Annotated in this window: 16 protein-coding genes and 1 pseudogene; 6 read left to right on the top strand and 11 right to left on the bottom strand. The window is 46.3% G+C overall.

Features of this window, described 5'->3' with window-relative positions; genetic code table 11:
- Positions 1–127: 127 nt before the first annotated feature.
- Positions 128–2,542: a TonB-dependent receptor gene (locus GMES_RS09270; protein WP_193362985.1), complete on the top strand. Its 2,415-nt coding sequence runs from the start codon at positions 128–130 to the stop codon at positions 2,540–2,542.
- Between the two features lie 229 nt (positions 2,543–2,771).
- Positions 2,772–2,930: a DUF2256 domain-containing protein gene (locus tag GMES_RS22220; RefSeq protein WP_083879597.1), complete on the top strand. Its 159-nt coding sequence runs from the start codon at positions 2,772–2,774 to the stop codon at positions 2,928–2,930.
- Positions 2,931–2,949: 19 nt separating this feature from the next.
- On the opposite strand, the gene GMES_RS09265 is transcribed toward GMES_RS22220, so the two are convergent.
- The 10 genes and pseudogenes from GMES_RS09265 to GMES_RS09220 all read right to left on the bottom strand — a co-directional run.
- The gene (locus tag GMES_RS09265) at positions 2,950–4,449 is read right to left on the bottom strand and encodes a cryptochrome/deoxyribodipyrimidine photo-lyase family protein (RefSeq protein WP_006992393.1); all 1,500 of its coding nucleotides are present in this window, start codon (positions 4,447–4,449) and stop codon (positions 2,950–2,952) included.
- A 27-nt stretch (positions 4,450–4,476) separates the two neighbouring features.
- Positions 4,477–5,778 carry a DASH family cryptochrome gene (locus tag GMES_RS09260; protein WP_006992392.1) on the bottom strand — a complete coding sequence of 434 codons (1,302 nt, stop codon included), beginning with the start codon at positions 5,776–5,778 and terminating at the stop codon, positions 4,477–4,479.
- Positions 5,779–5,922: 144 nt separating this feature from the next.
- Positions 5,923–7,335 carry an aldehyde dehydrogenase family protein gene (locus tag GMES_RS09255; protein WP_006992391.1) on the bottom strand — a complete coding sequence of 471 codons (1,413 nt, stop codon included), beginning with the start codon at positions 7,333–7,335 and terminating at the stop codon, positions 5,923–5,925.
- Between the two features lie 10 nt (positions 7,336–7,345).
- Positions 7,346–9,046 carry an AMP-binding protein gene (locus tag GMES_RS09250; protein ID WP_006992390.1) on the bottom strand — a complete coding sequence of 567 codons (1,701 nt, stop codon included), beginning with the start codon at positions 9,044–9,046 and terminating at the stop codon, positions 7,346–7,348.
- A gap of 25 nt (positions 9,047–9,071) precedes the next feature.
- Positions 9,072–11,396 carry a TonB-dependent receptor gene (locus tag GMES_RS09245; RefSeq protein WP_006992389.1) on the bottom strand — a complete coding sequence of 775 codons (2,325 nt, stop codon included), beginning with the start codon at positions 11,394–11,396 and terminating at the stop codon, positions 9,072–9,074.
- A gap of 29 nt (positions 11,397–11,425) precedes the next feature.
- On the bottom strand, positions 11,426–11,824 hold the full coding sequence (locus GMES_RS09240) for a c-type cytochrome (protein ID WP_006992388.1): 399 nt from the start codon (positions 11,822–11,824) through the stop codon (positions 11,426–11,428).
- A 68-nt stretch (positions 11,825–11,892) separates the two neighbouring features.
- Entirely contained in the window at positions 11,893–12,450 is a 558-nt protein-coding gene (locus GMES_RS09235; RefSeq protein WP_006992387.1) for a methylamine dehydrogenase light chain, read from the bottom strand.
- 16 nt (positions 12,451–12,466) lie between these two features.
- Positions 12,467–13,087, bottom strand: coding sequence for a redoxin family protein (locus GMES_RS09230; RefSeq protein ID WP_006992386.1), 621 nt, complete (start codon positions 13,085–13,087; stop codon positions 12,467–12,469).
- Between the two features lie 6 nt (positions 13,088–13,093).
- Complete coding sequence (locus tag GMES_RS09225; RefSeq protein WP_006992385.1) at positions 13,094–13,615, bottom strand: MauE/DoxX family redox-associated membrane protein; 522 nt, start codon at positions 13,613–13,615, stop codon at positions 13,094–13,096.
- Positions 13,616–13,619: 4 nt separating this feature from the next.
- Positions 13,620–14,546 (bottom strand): annotated as a pseudogene (locus tag GMES_RS09220) (amine dehydrogenase large subunit); the annotation flags it as partial.
- A gap of 239 nt (positions 14,547–14,785) precedes the next feature.
- Here GMES_RS09220 and GMES_RS09215 point away from each other — a divergent pair.
- The gene (locus GMES_RS09215) at positions 14,786–15,460 is read left to right on the top strand and encodes a TetR/AcrR family transcriptional regulator (RefSeq protein ID WP_006992383.1); all 675 of its coding nucleotides are present in this window, start codon (positions 14,786–14,788) and stop codon (positions 15,458–15,460) included.
- 85 nt (positions 15,461–15,545) lie between these two features.
- Here the strand turns inward: GMES_RS09215 and GMES_RS09210 are convergent, their stop codons facing one another.
- A complete protein-coding gene (locus GMES_RS09210; RefSeq protein WP_006992382.1) occupies positions 15,546–15,974 on the bottom strand; it encodes an Lrp/AsnC family transcriptional regulator in 429 nt (142 codons plus the stop codon).
- Between the two features lie 152 nt (positions 15,975–16,126).
- Between GMES_RS09210 and GMES_RS09205 the strand changes: the two genes are divergently transcribed.
- The 3 genes from GMES_RS09205 (at position 16,127) to GMES_RS09195 (ending at position 19,256) form a co-directional block, all read left to right on the top strand.
- Entirely contained in the window at positions 16,127–17,332 is a 1,206-nt protein-coding gene (locus GMES_RS09205; protein ID WP_006992381.1) for an aspartate aminotransferase family protein, read from the top strand.
- Between the two features lie 5 nt (positions 17,333–17,337).
- Positions 17,338–18,378: an arginine N-succinyltransferase gene (gene astA, locus GMES_RS09200; protein ID WP_006992380.1), complete on the top strand. Its 1,041-nt coding sequence runs from the start codon at positions 17,338–17,340 to the stop codon at positions 18,376–18,378.
- Positions 18,379–18,449: 71 nt separating this feature from the next.
- Positions 18,450–19,256, top strand: a complete 807-nt coding sequence (locus tag GMES_RS09195; protein ID WP_006992378.1) for a DUF1338 domain-containing protein — start codon at positions 18,450–18,452, stop codon at positions 19,254–19,256.
- The last annotated feature ends 4 nt before the right edge of the window (positions 19,257–19,260 follow it).

Here is a 19,260-nt window from a genome sequence, read left to right as displayed (position 1 = left end):
GGGTTTGGACAGAAATACTTACAAAAATAACAATATATCGTCGGTAAGCAGTAGAAATGCCCAACTTTTTTTGCCACATTACACGACGTTTATTAACAAAAAAGCAACAATCAATCTGGATGGACAAATGTTGAAACTAAACACACAAAAATTTCGCCTATGCGCTATAAGTGCCGCGGTGATGGGACTGATCAGTACAGGGGCGATTGCCCAGGAAACAAGCGCCGCTCAAAACAAAAACAAAGCTCAAGAAGAAGGTGTTGAGCAAATCATAGTCACGGCGACTAAGCGCGCAGAGTCAATTGGTGATATTCCATTTTCAATCAACGCGCAAACCCAGAAGGACTTTGAACGAAGTGGTGCTAGTAACCTAGAAGATATTGCACGCAACGTCGCTAGTGTGGCGATTCAAAATCTTGGCCCTGGACAAAGCCAAGTATCCATGCGCGGTGTATCTGCTGGGCAAATCGTACGTGACCAGCCGGGCGTGAAAGAGCAAGTGGGCGTTTATTTGGATGAAAGTGTTATTTCTCTTTCGTTATTCACCCCTGACTTAGACTTATTTGATTTAAATCGTGTAGAGACGCTGCGCGGCCCTCAAGGTACGCTATTTGGCTCAGGCTCAATAGGTGGAACGTTGCGCTATATTACTAATCAACCCGAACTTGACACGTTCGAGGGGAAATTTGAAGCGAACCTGAATTCAGTATCAGACGGTGGCACCGGCGGCAATGTGAAAGGCATGGTAAACCTTCCTATCTCAGACTCTGTCGCTATGCGTGCGGTGGTTTATCGCACTGAGTATGCGGGGTTTATCGATGCATACGGCCCTGATAATGCTTTTAGAGAAGATGTTAACGATGGGGATAGAACCGGTGGGCGAGTGGCGTTTGTTATCAGCCCAAATGACAAACTCACTATTACCCCGCGGATCATCTTTCAAGAACTCGAAATAAACGGCTTTAATAGACAAGACGCGTTCAATATCTTTGCCAACCCTTACACTACAACGTGGCCAGCGAAAGAATTAAAAGAAAGAGAGCAGTACTTACTATTAGAAGAGGGCTTCTCTGACGATACGCTGATAGCCGATTTGACCGCAGAATACGCGGCAGATATTGCCGATTTTACCTTTGTATACAGCTATACAGACCGAGATATTCTAGTGAGCCGCGACGCGAGCGCATTATCAGGCTCAGTAAGCGTTGATTTAGGTTTTCCTGATGCGGCGGTCACGCTGCCATCGAACCTTTTAGATCGTACAGAAGTGGAGCAAGACACGTTCGAGCTGCGCGCAGCATCAAACGATGACGGCGCGTTAGATTGGATTGTCGGCGCGTTTTATTCATCAACTGATCGAACTTACAAACAAACGTTACCTACACCTGGTTACGATAGCTTTACGGATGCCACCTTAGGTGCAGGTACTTCAGCTGCCGTAGCCAATGGGTTTGATGTAGATTCACCCTACAACGCTTTTTTGCCTTACGATCTAACGCAACTAGCCATTTTTGGTGAAGTTAATTACCAAGTAAACGACGATCTAAAAGTGACTGCGGGCTCACGTTTTTATGACTACGAAGAAGAGCGTCAGTTTATTTCAGGGGGCTTGTTTGCCAATGGTGACAATCAAACCGATGCAACCGAATCTGATGGCTTTACGTCCCGTATTCTTGGTCAATATCGCTTAAACGATAATGTGAATCTTAACGCGCAGATTTCTGAAGGGTTCAGACTGGGTGGGGTAAACGATCCATTGAATAGAAGCTTGTGTTCTGATCAAGACGAAGCGATTTTTGGTTCATTCCAAGATTATGAAGATGAGCAGCTAACCAACTATGAGTTCGGCTTCAAATCCTCTGGACGCGGCTGGAGCGCGAATGTGTCAGCGTTTTACAATGATATCGAAGACTTACAGGTTACCTTGGATGCAGGCTCTTGTTCTTCTCGAGTGTCGTTCAATGTGCCTGATGCCCACACGCAAGGCCTAGAATTTGAGCTTACACGTCAGTTTACAGATCAATTATTCTTCTCTCTTAGCGGTAGCATTATAGAAGCAGAATTTGACTCAACCGTAGTTGATGGCTCTGGTGCGGTACTCGGTGGTGTAGAAGATGGCAACCGCTTGGCGTCAGTGCCTGAAGAAAGTTTCTCGATTTCGTTTACTTATGATCTCGCCTCGCCTTTGTTCTCTTCAAATAGCACTTATTTCCAGGGGTCGTATCAGTACGTAGGGGACCGGATAACACAACCCAGCGACCAAGTCGCCGGCGCAGGCACGTTTGTATCTGGCTTGGCCTTTGGTGGAGCAACGGGTCTGGAAACCACCGAATTAGACTTGGTGCTTGATGCCTATGGCACAATGAATCTTAGCTTTGGTTTAGCCTATGACGATTACGAAATTCTGTTGTACGCCAACAATTTGTTTGATGAAAATGCGTTGTTGTCATTGGACAGAGAGCGTGGAGGTCGAGCAAGACTTGGTTTTACGACCAACCAACCTAGAACGATTGGTGCTACATTCCGTTACTTCTTTGAGTAATATTCGTTAGGGCGTGTTCATCTTTGCAGTACGAATTTTGGTCTAAATGGAAGCGTTTTAATCGCGAAACAGTCCTGCGGGCCTAGTGGGCTAAGTCAAAGGACTGTGACAAAGAGTAAAATGCTTCATTTCATTTAAGTTGCGTTAAGCTTGGCTAAACAAGACAGAAAATGGTGATTTAGTTGAGCGAAAAGACCTGCGTTAGCGGCGTCATTAACGGCTACAGATGATGAACAAAACACATTTACCCAGCAAAATATGCCCCGTTTGTCAGCGGCCCTTTTCATGGCGAAAAAAGTGGCAAAAAGACTGGGAGAATGTCAAATACTGCTCGAAGCGGTGCGCGGGGAATAGAACGACTTTAAATAAGAAAAAGTCGGCGTTTTAGGTTCGCTGAAACCGTATTTTTATCGTTGAAGGTTCAGATTTTTCTGGGGCGATTTACCAGTGTGTTGCTTGAGGATCCGTTTACTCTCTTGTTGAACATCATCACGTTTCTGAAATGCCCACAAAGTATCTCTTGCGCGCTTCGCGCTTTGCTCAAGTGCAACAATTGGGTGCGGGTATGTTCGCCCTAATTTCACTTCATATATTTGACATTCCATGGGAGTAAGTAGCCATGGCGCGTGAATGAGTGCATCCGGTAGCTCAGCAATTTCAGGCACAAAGCGGCGAATAAACTCACCGTTTGGGTCTTTTTCTTGTGATTGTTTAACCGGGTTGTACAAGCGAATAAGGTTGGTTCCCGTTACTGACGCTTGCATTTGAAACTGCGGATAATGTATCCCTGGTTCAAAGTCTAAAAACAATTGGGCTAAGTGGGTCGCCCCTTCTCGCCAATCAATATTTAAGTGGTGACACAAAAAACTCACTAACATGGCTCGCATGCGGAAATTTAGATAACCCGTTTGATGCAGGCAGCGCATCGAAGCATCCACGATGGGAATGCCTGTTTGACCCGTTTTCCAAGCATGTAAGTTAGCGTCTTTTTCATCACCTTGCTCATATTCGTAAGCAAGGTAGGCTTTGTTGACTGGGCGAAACTCCATGTCTGATTCACTTTCAAATTTCTGAATAAAGTGGCAATGCCAATGCAGACGAGACCGAAAGGCGTTGATGGCTCTTTGCCATCCTTCCTTGTACTTTTTAGATGAAGTTGATTGATAAACTTGGCGAGTACTTATGCTTCCCCAAGCCAAATAGGGAGAAAGCCTAGAGCAGGCTGTTCTGCTTTTTATCGGGCTAGAAACTGAATAGGCGTAAGCTTTGCCGCGCTCTTTCAGAAAATGATGCAAGGTGTACCAGGCGCGCTTTTCACCGCCAAGCTGAAATGCAGGACTTTGCATTTTATACTCTTGTGGCAATGCTTCACTGGCATCTAGCGTCATCAAGGTGGCAAAGGTTAGCCAATTGACTTCATGTAGGGGCGCATCTGCACATGGAGCATTCATATGTTTATCCCAATTCTGCTCCCAGTCTCGACGGCTAGCGGCACCCCGGATAACGCCACCATGACTGTATTCGTGCCAGTCTATACCTTCAGCATCTAACATACGCGCGATAGCTTTATCGCGCTTATAAGTGCAGGCAAGGCCGATTTCTTGATGGCTGTACACGCCTGCAATATGAAAACGTTCCATAAGTTGAGCAAACACACAATGGGCTTCTTCGAAGAATACAACGATGCGAGCATTATAATCGGCGAGTTGGCTGTTTAAGTCGACGATGGATTGCCACACAAACCGCCAATGACGTACATCGTAATGAGAATCCGAAATGACCGAGGGCTCAAATAGGTACATCATCACTACCGGCAACGGTTGCTGTGCTGCAGCGAATAAGGCTTGATGATCTCTTAAACGTAAGTCCCGCTTCAACCACACAACATTGATTTGTTCTTTACTCAAAAGGCCAGTCTGCCGCGTCTGTTTGGTCTATACCGTTAACGTGCGTATCGCCGCCCATTGGCGCACAAATTCCCCATTTGGATCGTATTGTTGCGTCTGCTTGGCTAAATCGAATCGTCTATACCCTCTGGGATCTACGCCTACACCTGCAAGGTACTGCCAATTCCCCCAGTTTGATGCCACGTCAAAATCAATAAGTTGTTGTTCAAAGTAGGCGGCTCCGAAGCGCCAATCAACACCGAGCTCATTCACCAAGCAGCTAGCGACCAACTGGCGGCCTCGGTTTGACATGTAGCCAGTGTGATTTAATTGTTTCATATAGGCATTCACTATGGGATAAGGCGTTTGACCTTGGCACCACATTGCGAACCTTGGAGCGATAAAGGTGGTCAACGGGCGAGTGTCTTGCGTCCCAGAAAACTGAAATAGTTTTGATTGGTATTTGAACAGGTGCCATTGGAAGTATTCTCGCCATAACAGCTCGAAGTAAAGCCAATAGGTTGAGTCATTTTTTTCATATTCTGATTCGTAGCGTGTTAGCTCAGTGAGTACTTGCCTAACTGAAAGGCACCCATTAGCTAGCCAAGGGGATAGCTTGCTGGAATAGTCCCAACCATCCAAACCGTTGCGTGTTTGTTTATAATTTTTAATGTTGTGGCTGGTAAAAAGTGTGTACTCAAGTTGCGCTAAGCCAGCGTCCTCACCTCCTGTGAAGACAAGCCCTGTTGCTTTTTTCGTCAGGTCCATATTTTTAGATGATAACCAAGGTAAATCGGGAGCGGGTGGCAGAGCCGTCGGTGCTGGTAAAGCGAGAGCAACACTCTGATCCTCAACGCGTTTTCTAAATGGAGTAAAGCTTGCGGGCAAAAATTCTATTTCAAACGGTAGCGTATCAGGTTGAAATAAGCTGTGAGCGTTTTCCTGAATAAAATGAACATCAGGCTGTTTCTGCTTTAATCGTTGCCATTGCTGGCGCTCATAAACACCGGGGTGCATGCCTGAGGCGACTATATTTGGAGTATAACTACCAACTAGGGCATCGAGTACCTCTAAGGTTTCTCCCTCAAGCACAAACAGCTGATGGCCTTGCTGCTGCAAATTATCCTGTAAGTTAGACAGACTCTGTTGCAGAAACGCCCAACGTTTATCGCCCATATGCGCCGACTGAAAATGGCTACTCTTAAACCATCGTGGGTCGATTATAAATACACATAATAATTCATCCACTTGTTCACTAAGCGCAACAAGTGCGGGGTTATCGTGTAAACGCAGGTCGTGACGAAACCAAAACAGTCCACGCTTTTCAGGCCTTGAATATAGCTTTTTCAAAAATAAACACCTGTAATCCTAGAGTCAATCACTGGGAATAAATACGTGTGCTTAAACAGATGAGATCAGCTTATAGATAGGAAGTGCAGAATAGGCCGCCCTCAATGAGTATGGGCGGCTGTAGAGATTTTATGCTGTCAAAAATTAAAAGGTCTGTTTGGCCATATTAATGACATGCACTTGGGTGTACTCCAATAAGCCTTCTTGGGCGAATTCGACTCCGATACCCGATTCTTTTGCGCCGCCAAAAGGTACCGTAGGTCCAAAGGCTAAGTGTTGGTTTATCCAAGTGGTGCCACATTCTAAGCGCTTGGCGACGTCGTATGCTTTATCTAAATCATTTGACCACACCGAGCCACCTAGGCCAAACACTGAGTTGTTTGCACGCTCAACAGCTTCATCTATGGTTTTGTATTTGATCACTGGCAAAATAGGGCCGAATGGTTCTTCATCTACTACTTTGCAGCCATCGGTTACATCACGCACTATGGTTGGACGCATAAAGAAGCCCGGGCCGTCGAGTACTTCGCCGCCCGCGGCGATAACGCCGTTTTCTTTTGCGTCGGCTAGGTACTCTTGTACTTTGATGAATTGGGCTTTGTTTTGAATCGGACCAAAGGTAACGCCTTCATGTAGCCCATTGCCCACAATGGCATTATTCGCCAATTCACTGAGCTCGTGAACAAGGTCGTCGTAAATATCTTCATGCACGTATAAGCGTTTAAGAGCAATACAAACTTGGCCGCAGTTCATAAACGCGGTAGCAAAAATAGCAGGGGCAATTTTCTTCGGATCAACATCGGGTAGTACTATACCTGCGTCGTTACCACCAAGCTCTAACGTCAACCGCTTAAGCGTTGTCGCTGCTGCCGACATGATCTTTTTACCCACGGGGGTTGAACCGGTAAATGCCACTTTCGCTACATCAGGGTGGGTGCTAAGGATATGGCCCAAGTCATTGTTGTCAGTAATGATATTCACCACACCTTTAGGGAATATCTGCTGGCATATTTCAGACAATTTAAGCACGCACAAAGGGGTGGTAGCAGGTGGTTTTAATATAAATGTATTGCCAGCCAGCACTGCTGGTGCCAACTTAAAGCTACCGATCATCAGCGGGAAATTCCAAGGGACCACACCTGCGACTACGCCAAGAGGTTTGCGATGTAACTCTATTTTGGCGGTTTCATCATCTTGATAGGTTTCAATGGGTAATTCACTTTGGGCAAAATATCGAATAAAGGCACAACTGAAACCCACTTCAGCAATAGACTCGGCCAATGGTTTACCTTGTTCTTGAGTGAGCAGCTCGGCGAAAACATTGGTTTGCTCTTCTAAAGCATCCGCTAATTTGTTTAGGCTGTCTCTGCGGGTTTGCATATCAACGGTTTGCCACTGAGGAAACGCTGCTTTCGCTGCGCCAATGGCTTGTTCGAACTGACTTTCATCAGCGCAGGTTATGCGTTGAAATACTTCTTCTGTGGCTGGATTAATGATATCTAACGGGCGATTACCTTGTACAAGCTCGCCGTTTATCAGCATTGAAAATGATTGCATGTCTTATCCTCTATTTTGATGGGGAAGAAGAAGGTGAAACTTGAGAAATTTCGAGCTCCATGACTTCGCGCATTTTGAATTTTTGCACCTTGCCGGTCACCGTTAATGGAAACTCTTCGACAAACCGTATGTGCTTGGGGATTTTAAAGTGGGCAATTTGGTTCTTGCAGAAATCAGTGATTTCAGTGGCACAAGCGCTGCTGCCAGGTTTTAAGCAGATCCAAGCACATACCTCTTCACCAAAGTCTGTGTGGGCGATGCCGAATACTTGTATGTCTTGCACGGCTGGGTGGGTGTATAAGAACTCTTCTATTTCTTTGGGGTAAATGTTCTCTCCGCCGCGAATAATCATGTCTTTACTGCGACCGACTATGGTTACGTAGCCATCTTCATCCATGATGCCAATATCACCTGAGTGCAGCCAACCGCCTGCATCTATGGTTTCAGCTGTGCGAATTGGGTCGTTCCAGTAACCACGCATCACAGAATATCCGCGTGTACATACTTCGCCGCGCTCACCAATAGGAATTACCCGGTTGTATTCATCCACAAGTTTAACCTCGATGCGAGACATCACACGGCCTACGGTTTCTACGCGTTTTTGTAATGGGTCTTCTGGCAGGGTTAAATGATTCAGTGGGCTAAGTTCAGTTTGCCCATAGCCGATGAGCACATGTTCCATGTGCATTTCATTGATCACCCGCTTCATAACTTCAGCAGGGCACAATGACCCCGCCATAATGCCGGTGCGTAAGCTAGATAAATCAAATTGCTTAAAATCTGCATGATCGAGCTCTGAAATAAACATGGTGGGCACACCGTGTAATGCAGTACAGCGTTCCTTTTCAACCACTTGCAAAGTGGTCAACGCATCGAACGCATCGTTGGGGTAAATCATGGTGGCACCATGGGCGATACAAGATAAATTACCCAATACCATGCCAAAACAATGATACAGGGGAACCGGTATACACACTCGGTCACTGGGGCTAAGGCGCATGCCTTCACCGGCTAAAAAGCCATTATTGAGAATATTACAGTGGGTTAAAGTGGCACCCTTAGGCTGCCCGGTAGTGCCACTGGTAAATTGAATGTTGATGGGATCGTCCGGCAGTAATTGACTGGTAATAGTTGCCATTTGATTTCGCTCAGCATCACCGCCCATTTGGGTCACGCGCTCATAATTGAGCATACCAGGTACAGTGCTGTTGCCCATTTTTATAATACTGCGTAAATGGGGCGTAACGGAGCTTTCAATTTTCCCCGGCTCACAGTGCGCCAGTTCAGGTATGAGCTGCTGTAACATTTTCGGGTAGCTGCTGGTTTTGAACTGTTCTGCGCAGACAATGGCTTTACACTCCACCTTGTTTAGCGCGTACTCTAATTCACGAAGGCGATAAGCAGGGTTGAGGCACACCATGATCGCACCAATTTTTGCGGTGGCAAACTGGGTGACCGTCCATTCATAAGAATTGGGCCCCCAGATGCCCACACGATCACCAGACGTTATGCCAAGGGCGAGTAAGCCAGTGGCCAATTCATCGACTTTTTGTTTGAGGGTGGCGTATGTCCAGCGAATGTCTTGGTGGGCAACCACCAAGGCCTCGCTGTCTGCATGTTTTTGGCTAATGTAATCAAAGTAATCACCAATGGTTTGGTAAATAAGCTGAGCATCAGCCTTGCCACATATATAGCTTTGTGTAAGCGCCATAAAATGTTCCTAATCTATTGTGTTTTTATTCAAAATTGTAGGTAGCACTGAGCCCCCACCATCTGGGTTTGCCGTAGTAATTCTCAACCATGCCGAACCCACCAGCTTCAGGCCCGCCTGCGAGATCGAAGGCCATTACGCGATATTCTTTATCAAGCAGATTGTCTACAAAGCCAGCAAATTCCCATTTGCCATCATCAGAGGTGTACGACACCCGAGCATTAAATAGGGCGTAGCCACTTTGTTCGCCCACGGGTGAATTTTTCAATTGAAAGTAGTGATCGCTCATGTAAACAAAATCTATTTGCGCTGCTAGCTCGCCGTCCGCTAGTTGCCAACCGTAGCGGGCTAAACCGTTAATATTCCACTGTGGGGTAACCACCGCGCGGCGGTCGACTAGATCACCGTTAGGGAGCTGATAGGCATCTTCCACGTTGTTGTCGACGTAGCTAACGCCAAGTAGCAAGTCTAGGTTGTCTATTGGGTTTGACGTGATCTCAAGCTCGGCACCGCTGACGCTGGCGTCAGTGTTGAAAACGAACGTGGTTAAGCCTTCTAAGCGAAAGGCTTGATAGTCGTCGTAGTCATAGTAATAAACAGCGCCATTGACCCGAGTGGTGGAATTGAGCTGATGTTTCACACCAAACTCGTAGGCATGTAAGGTTTCTTTGCCAAATTGCATTTCTTCTGGGCCACCGGTTTCAGGATTACCATCAAGAAAGTCAGTGATATCGAGCGGAGCATTGTAGCCGCCGCTTTTAATGCCGCGGTTGTAGCTTAGGTAGAATAATGTGCCTTTACTGGGGCTGTAATCTACTTCCGCTTTGGCGGTTAAGTAATCATCATCTAGGCTGGCAAAATCGAAGGTTTCATCATTAAATACAAAGAGCGGGCCGCCAAAGCCCAATGGATCTGGGTTGACGATATTGGCAGCAGATGGGTTACTGCCATTGGCAATTTCCACATAATTTTGCGAGTAGTCGATGGACTTTTCTTCGTTAGCCCAGCGCAAGCCGCCAATAACGGTCCATTGCTCATTTAGATCGTATTCTAACTGGGCGAAAACAGAGTAAGTCTCGGTGGTGGTGTCAAAAGGGGTCCAAATTGTGACGGGCCCGCCTGTTTCAGGGCCGGTACCTGCTCCAGCGCCTGCAAGCTGGTCAACAAAGCCGCGCACTTCTCCGCCATTGGCGAACGTGCCGTCGATGTCTAAATAGTACAGCCCAGCAACCCAGCGACTATTGTCACTTTGGCCGTTAAGGCGTAGCTCTTGAGAGAATTGGTCAACATCCGATTGTAAAAAGAAGTTGTAGTAGTCTTGTGGCGAGGCGTCTGAGTCTTCGATGTAGTCTTTCTCTAGACTCCACACATCGGTGATCGACGTCAGCAGAATATCACCAAAATCCCATTGTAAATTACTGGTGACGCCTTGGCTTTCGACTTTGTTAAAGCCGATCCTGTCATAGGAGCCAGTGTACACGCCATTATCAGGCTCTTGATACGCTGATGTCGTTAAATTGGGGCCGTCAAAATGTTCCCCCAAGCCGGTTTCAGGATTTAAGCGCGCGCTTGAGTGCTCGAAAAATCCGCTGTCTATGTCTTGCTTACCGCTTCTGGCGCTGATCAGCCATTCCACGTCGTCTGTGACTTCAAGCAAAAATTGCAAACGGGCTGCCCAGTCGTCGCCATTGTTGAGATCTTTACCTAAAGTATTGTTGATGTAGGGGTCGTGATTATTGGTGGTGAATGAGAAGCGAGAGAAGAGGGTGTCGGTGAGTGCGCCGCCTATAGCGCCTTCTGTCAGGATTTGGTTATAGCTGCCTAAGGTAACCTTACCATATCCCTCGAAGGTGTCGGTGGGCTTGCGTGAAATGTAATGTACCAAGCCCCCCGTCGCATTTCTGCCAAATAGTGTGCCTTGCGGCCCTTTGAGTATTTCTACCCGTTCGATGTCAAACAGTTGAAAGCCAGCACCAGATGACGCGCTGATGTACGCCTCATCTAAGTATACTGCCACAGGGGATTCTTGATGATCACCAGAAAAGTCGTTCTGCGCTACGCCACGAATATTGATATAAAACGCAGACGGGCCATTGGGCTGAATGGCCGTGACCCCTGGCGCCATGGCGGTGACTTCTTGGGCGTTGTCGTAGCCAAGAGCATCGAGTTGTTCGCCACTGAAAGCGGTGATTGAAATGCCCACTTCCTGAACGCTTTGGGTACGTTTTTGTGCGGTCACCTCTATGACTTCTAATACATCAGCGTGGGCGCTAATACTGGCCAAGCCACTTATACTGGCGAGGCCAAGCGTGACCGCGGTGGATATGCTCGAATAGTTTAGTGTTTTCATGGTGTCTCCTAGTTGCGAATCCAGTGTGTTTAATTATTTTTTTTGTACTCTTCTATTCGGGTAACCAGCGCTTTGCGCGTGTCTCCCAATTCGCTACGTAGAACGTACTGCCGCAATCGCTCCACCTCTTGTTCATCAAACGGTTTGAAGTCATCTGGTAGTTGATCTGCACTAAAGGTGCGCAGCATCCAGTTGACGATTTGAGCTAACTCCTTACTTTTTAAAGGCGCGGTTGACACGCCAGGTACTTGAATCAAAAATTCACGGCCACCTTCAACGGCGGCAAAATAGCCCACGTAGTTGCGCATGTCAGGGATGCGAGGGTCGCCACTTCCGCGGCCATCCGCGGTATGGCAACCACTGCAAAACAAGGTGTATTTCATCTTGGTCTGGGCGTCATTGGCGTGGCTCGCCAAGGGCAGCCACATCAGTAAAGCAATCCCCAGAGTGGCTAATGACCTGACTCGAAAACGATTAGGCATAGGAATACTCCCAGCTATGATTCGATAGATGTGCCGAGGATGACCGCTGTTGAGCAAACATAGGTTTCGCTCGATGCGCCCACACACCAGTTAGTGTCGTTGTTTGAAAACGCGCGATACATAGGGGTGTCATCTTCATTGCGGTTACAGAAGCAACGTCCACATGCGGCCTTACCACAGCAATCGTTATAAGAAATGATGTAGTGCTTGTTGTCCGCCGGGTTAAGACAGGTGCCTATCCACGTTATGGGTGACATTTCAGTGCCCGGCGGACAGGCTGATTGAGAGCCGCCACAGCAAGAACATAAAAAGCCGTCGATACCACAGTAGCGCCAGTACTCGCAGGTAGTTGGGTCGCCTGGGTCCCCATCGCTACCACTTGTTTGCGGGGAAACCCCCGGATAGTGAGCACCCGCTGGGGCTCCACCACTGGCGGCTTTAGCTACAGGCAAAGCAGGTATGACAGAAACACCCACAACAGCTTTGCCTAAATTGGATAAAAAGCTGCGTCTTGAGCTGGTACGGGCGATATTACGGGTTTTGTTTTCAAAGAATTTATCAAACCATTTCATAATAGAGTCTCTCTCGTTAAGCCTGTTTATAAAGGGTGCGTTCGTTGTTTCCTTGTTTCTCTAGGAACTCTTGAATCGATGCAACATTGAGGTCTTGGGCATTGAGCAGACTTTCGATGTGTTCGCGAGAATTGACCAAGCCCATTGAAGAGATAATGCCGCTCTTGTCGATAAGGGTGGCGTAAGGTAAGCGGCTCACACCGTATTTTTTGCCCACTTCTTCTGAGAGCACATAAGGGAAGTTTTCGAGTTTTTTCTGTTTAATAAAAGCCTGATGATCTGGTTCATCTCCATCGCTTACAAATACCACGTCTAAATGCGAACGTTCGGCATGGGATAGGGAGGTAATGACAGGTAGGTACTCTTTACATACTGGGCAATCCGGGGATAAAAAGAACAGTAAGGTGCTCTTCTTGGTCGGCTTGCCGATAAACAATTTCTGATTGGTGATGGTTTTCACTGAAATTTCAGGGGCTTTATCGCCGGCTTTTAATTGCTGATTCATGGCTAATGCACCTGCTGGCGCTACACGTTCATACAGCACACCCACTTGACGTGCTAGGGCGTAAACCACAACACCAAGTGCAATAACCAGTACCCACAAGAGGGCGAATGTAAATAGAAATAGGTTTGACATAGTGAGTTACCTCTTTAGAGCGTTGATGTGAGATTGGTTACGAAATAGTTGCTGAGCAATAACTCCAACAAGCAGTGCTACAGCGCCGAACAATAAGCTAATGAGTACATCTGACGTGCGAGATGTGGCGGTTTGCAGAGCAAAAAACGCGACCAAATGCAGCAATAAAATACCTGCGTTTCGCCATAAAAGGCTGACACTCAGGCGTTGTTCTTGACTACCAAATAGGCACCCGCAATCAAAATCTTGATTACCAGAGTAAATATTCAGGGCGATAAGCCCGCTATAGGCCAGTAGTAACCCGCAAGCGAGTATTAGCCCGAATAGCTGCATAGCAGGCAGTAGCAGTAAGATGGCGCTTAGCGCTTCGGCTAAAATCAGGCCTATTACTAGTATGTCGCGTTGAATGGGTGGTACCCATTGGTATTGTTTTAGGTTGTGAGTGAAGCTGTTTAAATCTGCCAGTTTATGGACGGCGCAAGCTATCCAAAATACGCTAAGTAAGCCGAGTAATAGGTTGATTAACATAAGGTTACTCCACTGCTATTAGCGTGAAGGGGTTGGCGTTATCACCGCCAATAGACAAGGTGCGCTCTAACTTGGCACTCTTGGGGTTGTATACGTCGATCATCATTTTCGCATTGGTGACGGCTAGAAGAGGCTCATCACCCTTGGTGACTTCAAGCGAAATGCCGTGGGATTCAAGAGGGATGGTTTTGATCTTTTTATGCTGCTTGGTGTCATATACCCACACTTCTGTGCCGCCGTCTTTGTGGCTACCATTCACACCGTCTTTGTGCATTAAAACAAAGACCCGCCCATCTGGGTGGCCAGAAATGATTTGCCAGCCACCTGGGCGCCAGTTTTGCTCCCGCTCACTGGCACTTAGCAGATCCCATTTTTCTTGAGGTTTAGCCACTGGGCCGCTTAAATCAACGGGTTGCATGTAGCCATGGAATGTCGGGAAGTAGCCGACATTATTGATGCGAGCGTATTTCTCAAACAGGGGATCCTCATCCACATTGAAAAAAGACGGTACGCGGGTTTCACTGACAACCTTGCCTTGCTCATCTAACTGAATGCTCAGCATTGAACCGTCGGCACATAAGGTACTAAAGCCGCGTTTCCCCGAAGGGTAAATTAAACTACAACCTGGGATATCCACATCGTTGAGAACCTTGTGTTCAAGCATATCGATGACGGAAACCGAGGTAGCGGGGGTAAAATTGAAAACAAGCATGTACTTGTCGTTATCAATTAGCTGTGTGGCGTTTTTCTCTGACACTGTTTGTGCGCGTTTTTTATGAGGTAATTCAATTTCTTTTTTAACGCTAAGAGTGGCGTTATCCCAAACAGACAAAACATCCGTGCGCACTCCGCGAGTCCCGCGTGAGTAATAGGTTTCGGCGCTGTACATTTCATTGCGCTCGGTGGAAGGAATAAACGAGCCGAAAAAGCCAGTGCTGACTTGGCCTTATCATTCGACTTAGCATTGAACAATTAATGCGCTAAATAGTACGTGCGTACTAAACTAGTACACTTGTACAATTGATCCAAGCCTTTTTTACGAATTTTTTACATGAGGGTGTTTTTTGAGCGTTCATTCAAGCATTTGCAGGACTTGTGGAATGATCTGTTATAATCGATTTTAAGAAAAAACTAGACGCATTGGATAGCACACCTGATTAAGGTAACTAATTGAATAAAATGAGAAATATTAGGAAAGGGACAGGGGAGTCTCGCCGCGGTAAAGAAACCCTTTTATTGATACTGGATTCCGCTAAAACCATATTGATTGAGCAAGGCTATAGTAAGCTGTCAATGCGTAAGGTTGCTGTGGGCGCGCAAATCAGCGTGGGAAATTTACAATATTACTATCCAAGCAAGAACGACTTGCTCAAAGATATGCTCGATCACAGTATTGATGAGTTTATGGATGAATTTGAAAGATTACGGTTAGGGGCGAACAATGATCCTGAGTTGCACCTCAAATCGATTATCAATTTTATTGTGCTTGATTTGGGTAACCCCACAACGACCACGTTTTACCCTGAGTTATGGGCTTTGGCTAATCATGATGAGTATGCAGATAAGTTAATGGACGAAATATACGCCCGTGTGCGCGTACCGCTTGAGGATAGCATTATGCGGCTGAACCCGAGACTGGACTTTGAGCAGGTGCAAAAGGTGGCCTTATTTATTTCTTCATCCATGGAAGGCATGACCATGTTCGTTGGCCACGGCAAAGTGTGGAACGACTCGATTCAACACATGGCAAATATTGCTACTATGAGCTTTCTTCAGTTGGTTAAAAATATTACGCCTGACGATATTCAAGAGAATAGTTTTGAACTTGCCAATCACAATGGATAATTAATTAGGTTATTTATATCGAGCGAGCCCACTAAGCTGCTGAGTTTACGCTTAATAGAACTTAGCGCTCAAATTATCACTGAAACTAACGCTTAAATTTAGTTTCTAAAATAACCGACGAATTAGTTCGCTCCACTCCTTCAAGATTTCCAATGTTATCCAAAATATGACTCAGTTGTTCCAGCGATTCAGCCTGCACGATAGCGATGAGGTCATATTCACCACTAATGGCGTACAGCTCACTGACCTCACTGACTTGGCGTAGTTCTGCGTTGGTTTTGGCGGTGAGTTTTTGGCGTACTTTGATGGATACATGAGAGGACACCAGGTTGTCTTGGTATTCGCTGCCGTATTGCACCGCATAGCCTTTAATGACGCCGGACTGTTCAAGTTTGGTCATTCTATTTTGAACCGTGGAGCGAGATAGATTTAGCACTCGCGCTAAATCCGAAATGCTGGCTCTGGCGTTGGAGCGCAAGATGGATAACAGTTGTTGTTCTTGCTTAGTTATCATTTTGATACTTTATTTGGTTTATTTGCTAAATAGTGTGTTCATTTTGACCATAATGCTACTGCAATTTTAATCTGTTTACCTCGATAATAGTTAATTATCTTAACCATGCTTATTAGCAACGTAACTATTTTAAGCCTTACAGGAGCGCAACAATGCAAGTAACCAGAGAATTATTCGATGACGTCATGGTCCCTAACTATGCGCCCTCTGCGATTATTCCAGTGCGCGGTAAAGGCTCTCGCGTGTGGGACCAAAATGACAAAGAGTTTATCGACTTTGCTGGTGGCATTGCGGTGAATTGTTTGGGGCACTGTCACCCAGCTTTAGTGCAAGCTTTAACAGAGCAAGGGCAAAAATTGTGGCACCTTTCTAACGTGATGACCAACGAGCCGGCGTTGCGCCTAGCCCAGAAACTCACGCAATTAACATTCGCTGAAAAAGTGTATTTTGCCAATTCAGGCGCAGAAGCTAACGAAGCAGCATTGAAACTCGCTCGTCGCTGGGCGTTAGATGTGTATGGGGCTCAAAAGTCACAAATTATTTCGTTCAACAAGAGCTTTCATGGACGTACGTTCTTCACTGTGACTGTGGGCGGGCAAGCCGCTTACAGTGATGGATTTGGCCCTAAGCCAGGCGATATTGCACATGCAGATTACAACGATTTGGCCGGTTTAGAGGCCCTTATGTCTGATAAAACTTGCGCTGTAATGCTAGAGCCGCTGCAAGGAGAAGGCGGTATTATTTCACCTAACGCTGATTTTATAAAAGGCGTTAGGGCGCTGTGCGATAAGCACAATGCTCTGATGATTTTTGATGAGGTGCAAACGGGTGTTGGTCGTACGGGGGCAATGTACGCTTATCAAAACTTAGGGGTAACACCAGACATTCTAACCACGGCGAAAGCCCTTGGTGGCGGCTTTCCTATTGGCGCTATGCTCACCACGACCGAGATTGCCAAGCATTTGAAAATTGGCACGCACGGCTCAACTTATGGTGGTAATCCACTGGCATGCGCTGTCGCAGAAGCGGTATTAGACGTGGTTAGTAATGACGACGTTTTGCAGGGCGTGGTTAAGCGTGAAGCGTTGTTTCGCGAAGGCTTACAGCGTATCAACGACAAATATCACGCTTTCGCTGAAATACGTGGCAAAGGGTTGTTACTCGGCGCCGCATTAAACGAAAAATATAAGGGCCAAGCAAAAGCATTTTTAGTCGCTGCTGCAGAACATGGCTTAATGTGCCTAATAGCAGGAGCTGACGTGGTGCGTTTCACTCCCTCTTTAGTGATCCCAGAGCAAGACATTGAATTAGGCTTACAGCGTTTTGAATTGGCCGTTGCTCAAGTAGTTAAAGGCTAACTAGCATGCTGGTTATTCGCCCTATATGCGCCGCAGATTTTGCGGCGTTAAAGCAAATTGCTGTTGAGTCTGGTCACGGCTTTACCTCATTGCCTGATAACGATGAGCTACTACTTAGCAAGATTTCGCGTGCTCAAAAAAGCTTTGCTGAGCAAGTGACTTCCCCTGGCCAACAAAACTATCTGTTCGTACTCGAGGATACTCAAAGCAAAGAGATTATTGGCGTTACCGGCATTGAAGCCGCTGTTGGGCTCGATGCACCGTTTTATCATTATCATATTGCCAGTCATGTGCACTATTCACCGCGATTAGGTGTCAAAAAAGTCGTAGAGACACTTAACCTGTGCAACGACTACACAGGCGCGTCAGAGGTTTGTACCTTGTTTGTGCGCGAAAAGTTTCGTCGTGGTTTCGCCGGACAATTGCTTTCTCGGGTACGCTACTTGTTTATGGCAAATCATCCGGAGCGTTTTTCTGATTTAGTTATCGCTGAAATGCGCGGCGTTTCTGATGATAATGGGCACTCTCCTTTTTGGGCATGGTTGGAGCCAAACTTTTTTGGTATCGACTTTCCAACAGCTGATTACCTCGTGGGAATTGGCGACAAGTCATTCATCGCAGAATTGATGCCTAAGCACCCAATATATGTGGCGCTGTTGAGTGAAGAGGCGCAAAAGGTGATTGGTCAGGTACATGAAAAAACGGCGCCAGCACTTCGATTATTGCAAAAAGAAGGCTTTCTTCATCGTGGTTACGTGGATTTATTTGATGCGGGGCCAACGGTGGAAGTGGCTCTTAAGAGCATTCGTACAGTGCAACAAAGTCAGCTGGCCACTGTGGTGATAATGGATGAAAGCCAGTTACCTGCGATGGATTCAGGTGCTCAGAACTACATGCTGTGTAGCACAGATGTATGCCAGTTTCGCGCCACTATCTCGCCTTGTATCAGGTATGAAAAAGAAAACAATACGTTGTTAATTAGTGCTGAGATGGCCTCTGAATTAGGCTTAAAGGATGCCAGCGATGTGCGCTTCATTGGGTTGTAGCGCGAATAAACTAGGCGCAAAGGTTAAACCGCCTTTGCAAGATATTATATTGAATAGAAAGGTTTTTATTTATGCATACTAACGTGAATACATTATTTGAGAAGCTGTGGGAAAGTTACCTCGCTGTTACCCCTTCAGCGGTTACCGTTCATAACTTGTTTGGCCAAACACAAGGACAAGAAGTGATTAACGATCACATCGCATTACGTACCTTCAACTTACCTGGGATAGGCCTTGATGCACTGGCGGCGCATTTTGAGGCGTTGGGTTACAAGGCTTGTGGTGAATATCATTTTGTAGGCAAAAAGCTATACGCTAAACATTTTGAGCACTCAGAAAATCCAGACTTACCCAAAGTGTTTATTTCAGAGCTTTTGCTTGAGCAGTGCAGCGAATCACTACAGCAAACTATTCGATCACTTGTTTCGAACATGAGCGCTGATGCAGTCACGCAAGATAATTTCTTATATTCTGGGCGTCATTGGGATGTTGATTACGCTACCTATCAGCAGTTATTACAAGAATCTGAGTTTGCGGCTTGGGTAGCTGCGTGGGGCTACCGTGCGAATCATTTCACCGTCAGCAATAACCATCTCAGCGAATTTGATTCTATCGAACAAATTAATCAAGCGGTGAAAGCGGCTGGTCTTTCATTGAATACCGCTGGCGGCGAAATAAAAGGCTCGGTTGAAGTCATGCTAGAGCAATCATCGACGCTGGCAGATAAGCATCCGGTGGCATTTACTGACGGTGAGCGAGACATTCCTAGCTGCTTTTACGAATTCGCTAAACGCTATCCTAAGCCTGACGGTAAATTATTTACTGGGTTTGTGGCTGAATCAGCTGATAAAATCTTCGAAAGTACTAACGCAAGATAAAAGT

The sequence above is a fragment of the Paraglaciecola mesophila KMM 241 genome (assembly GCF_000315015.1).
GTDB classification, from domain to species: Bacteria; Pseudomonadota; Gammaproteobacteria; order Enterobacterales; family Alteromonadaceae; genus Paraglaciecola; species Paraglaciecola mesophila.
Note: the sequence above shows the minus strand (reverse complement) of the source record. Positions and strands in the feature narration are given on the sequence as shown.

Excerpts from the sequence above, each read along its gene's own strand:
- astA (WP_006992380.1), top strand. The coding sequence starts at position 17,338 with ATGCTGGTTATTCGCCCTATATGCGCCGCAGATTTTGCGGCGTTAAAG.
- GMES_RS09250 (WP_006992390.1), bottom strand. The coding sequence starts at position 9,046 with ATGGCGCTTACACAAAGCTATATATGTGGCAAGGCTGATGCTCAGCTT.
- GMES_RS09205 (WP_006992381.1), top strand. The coding sequence starts at position 16,127 with ATGCAAGTAACCAGAGAATTATTCGATGACGTCATGGTCCCTAACTAT.
- GMES_RS09230 (WP_006992386.1), bottom strand. The coding sequence starts at position 13,087 with ATGTCAAACCTATTTCTATTTACATTCGCCCTCTTGTGGGTACTGGTT.
- GMES_RS22220 (WP_083879597.1), top strand. The coding sequence starts at position 2,772 with ATGAACAAAACACATTTACCCAGCAAAATATGCCCCGTTTGTCAGCGG.
- GMES_RS09270 (WP_193362985.1), top strand. The coding sequence starts at position 128 with ATGTTGAAACTAAACACACAAAAATTTCGCCTATGCGCTATAAGTGCC.
- GMES_RS09225 (WP_006992385.1), bottom strand. The coding sequence starts at position 13,615 with ATGTTAATCAACCTATTACTCGGCTTACTTAGCGTATTTTGGATAGCT.
- GMES_RS09235 (WP_006992387.1), bottom strand. The coding sequence starts at position 12,450 with ATGAAATGGTTTGATAAATTCTTTGAAAACAAAACCCGTAATATCGCC.
- GMES_RS09195 (WP_006992378.1), top strand. The coding sequence starts at position 18,450 with ATGCATACTAACGTGAATACATTATTTGAGAAGCTGTGGGAAAGTTAC.
- GMES_RS09255 (WP_006992391.1), bottom strand. The coding sequence starts at position 7,335 with ATGCAATCATTTTCAATGCTGATAAACGGCGAGCTTGTACAAGGTAAT.
- GMES_RS09245 (WP_006992389.1), bottom strand. The coding sequence starts at position 11,396 with ATGAAAACACTAAACTATTCGAGCATATCCACCGCGGTCACGCTTGGC.
- GMES_RS09240 (WP_006992388.1), bottom strand. The coding sequence starts at position 11,824 with ATGTGGCTGCCCTTGGCGAGCCACGCCAATGACGCCCAGACCAAGATG.
- GMES_RS09210 (WP_006992382.1), bottom strand. The coding sequence starts at position 15,974 with ATGATAACTAAGCAAGAACAACAACTGTTATCCATCTTGCGCTCCAAC.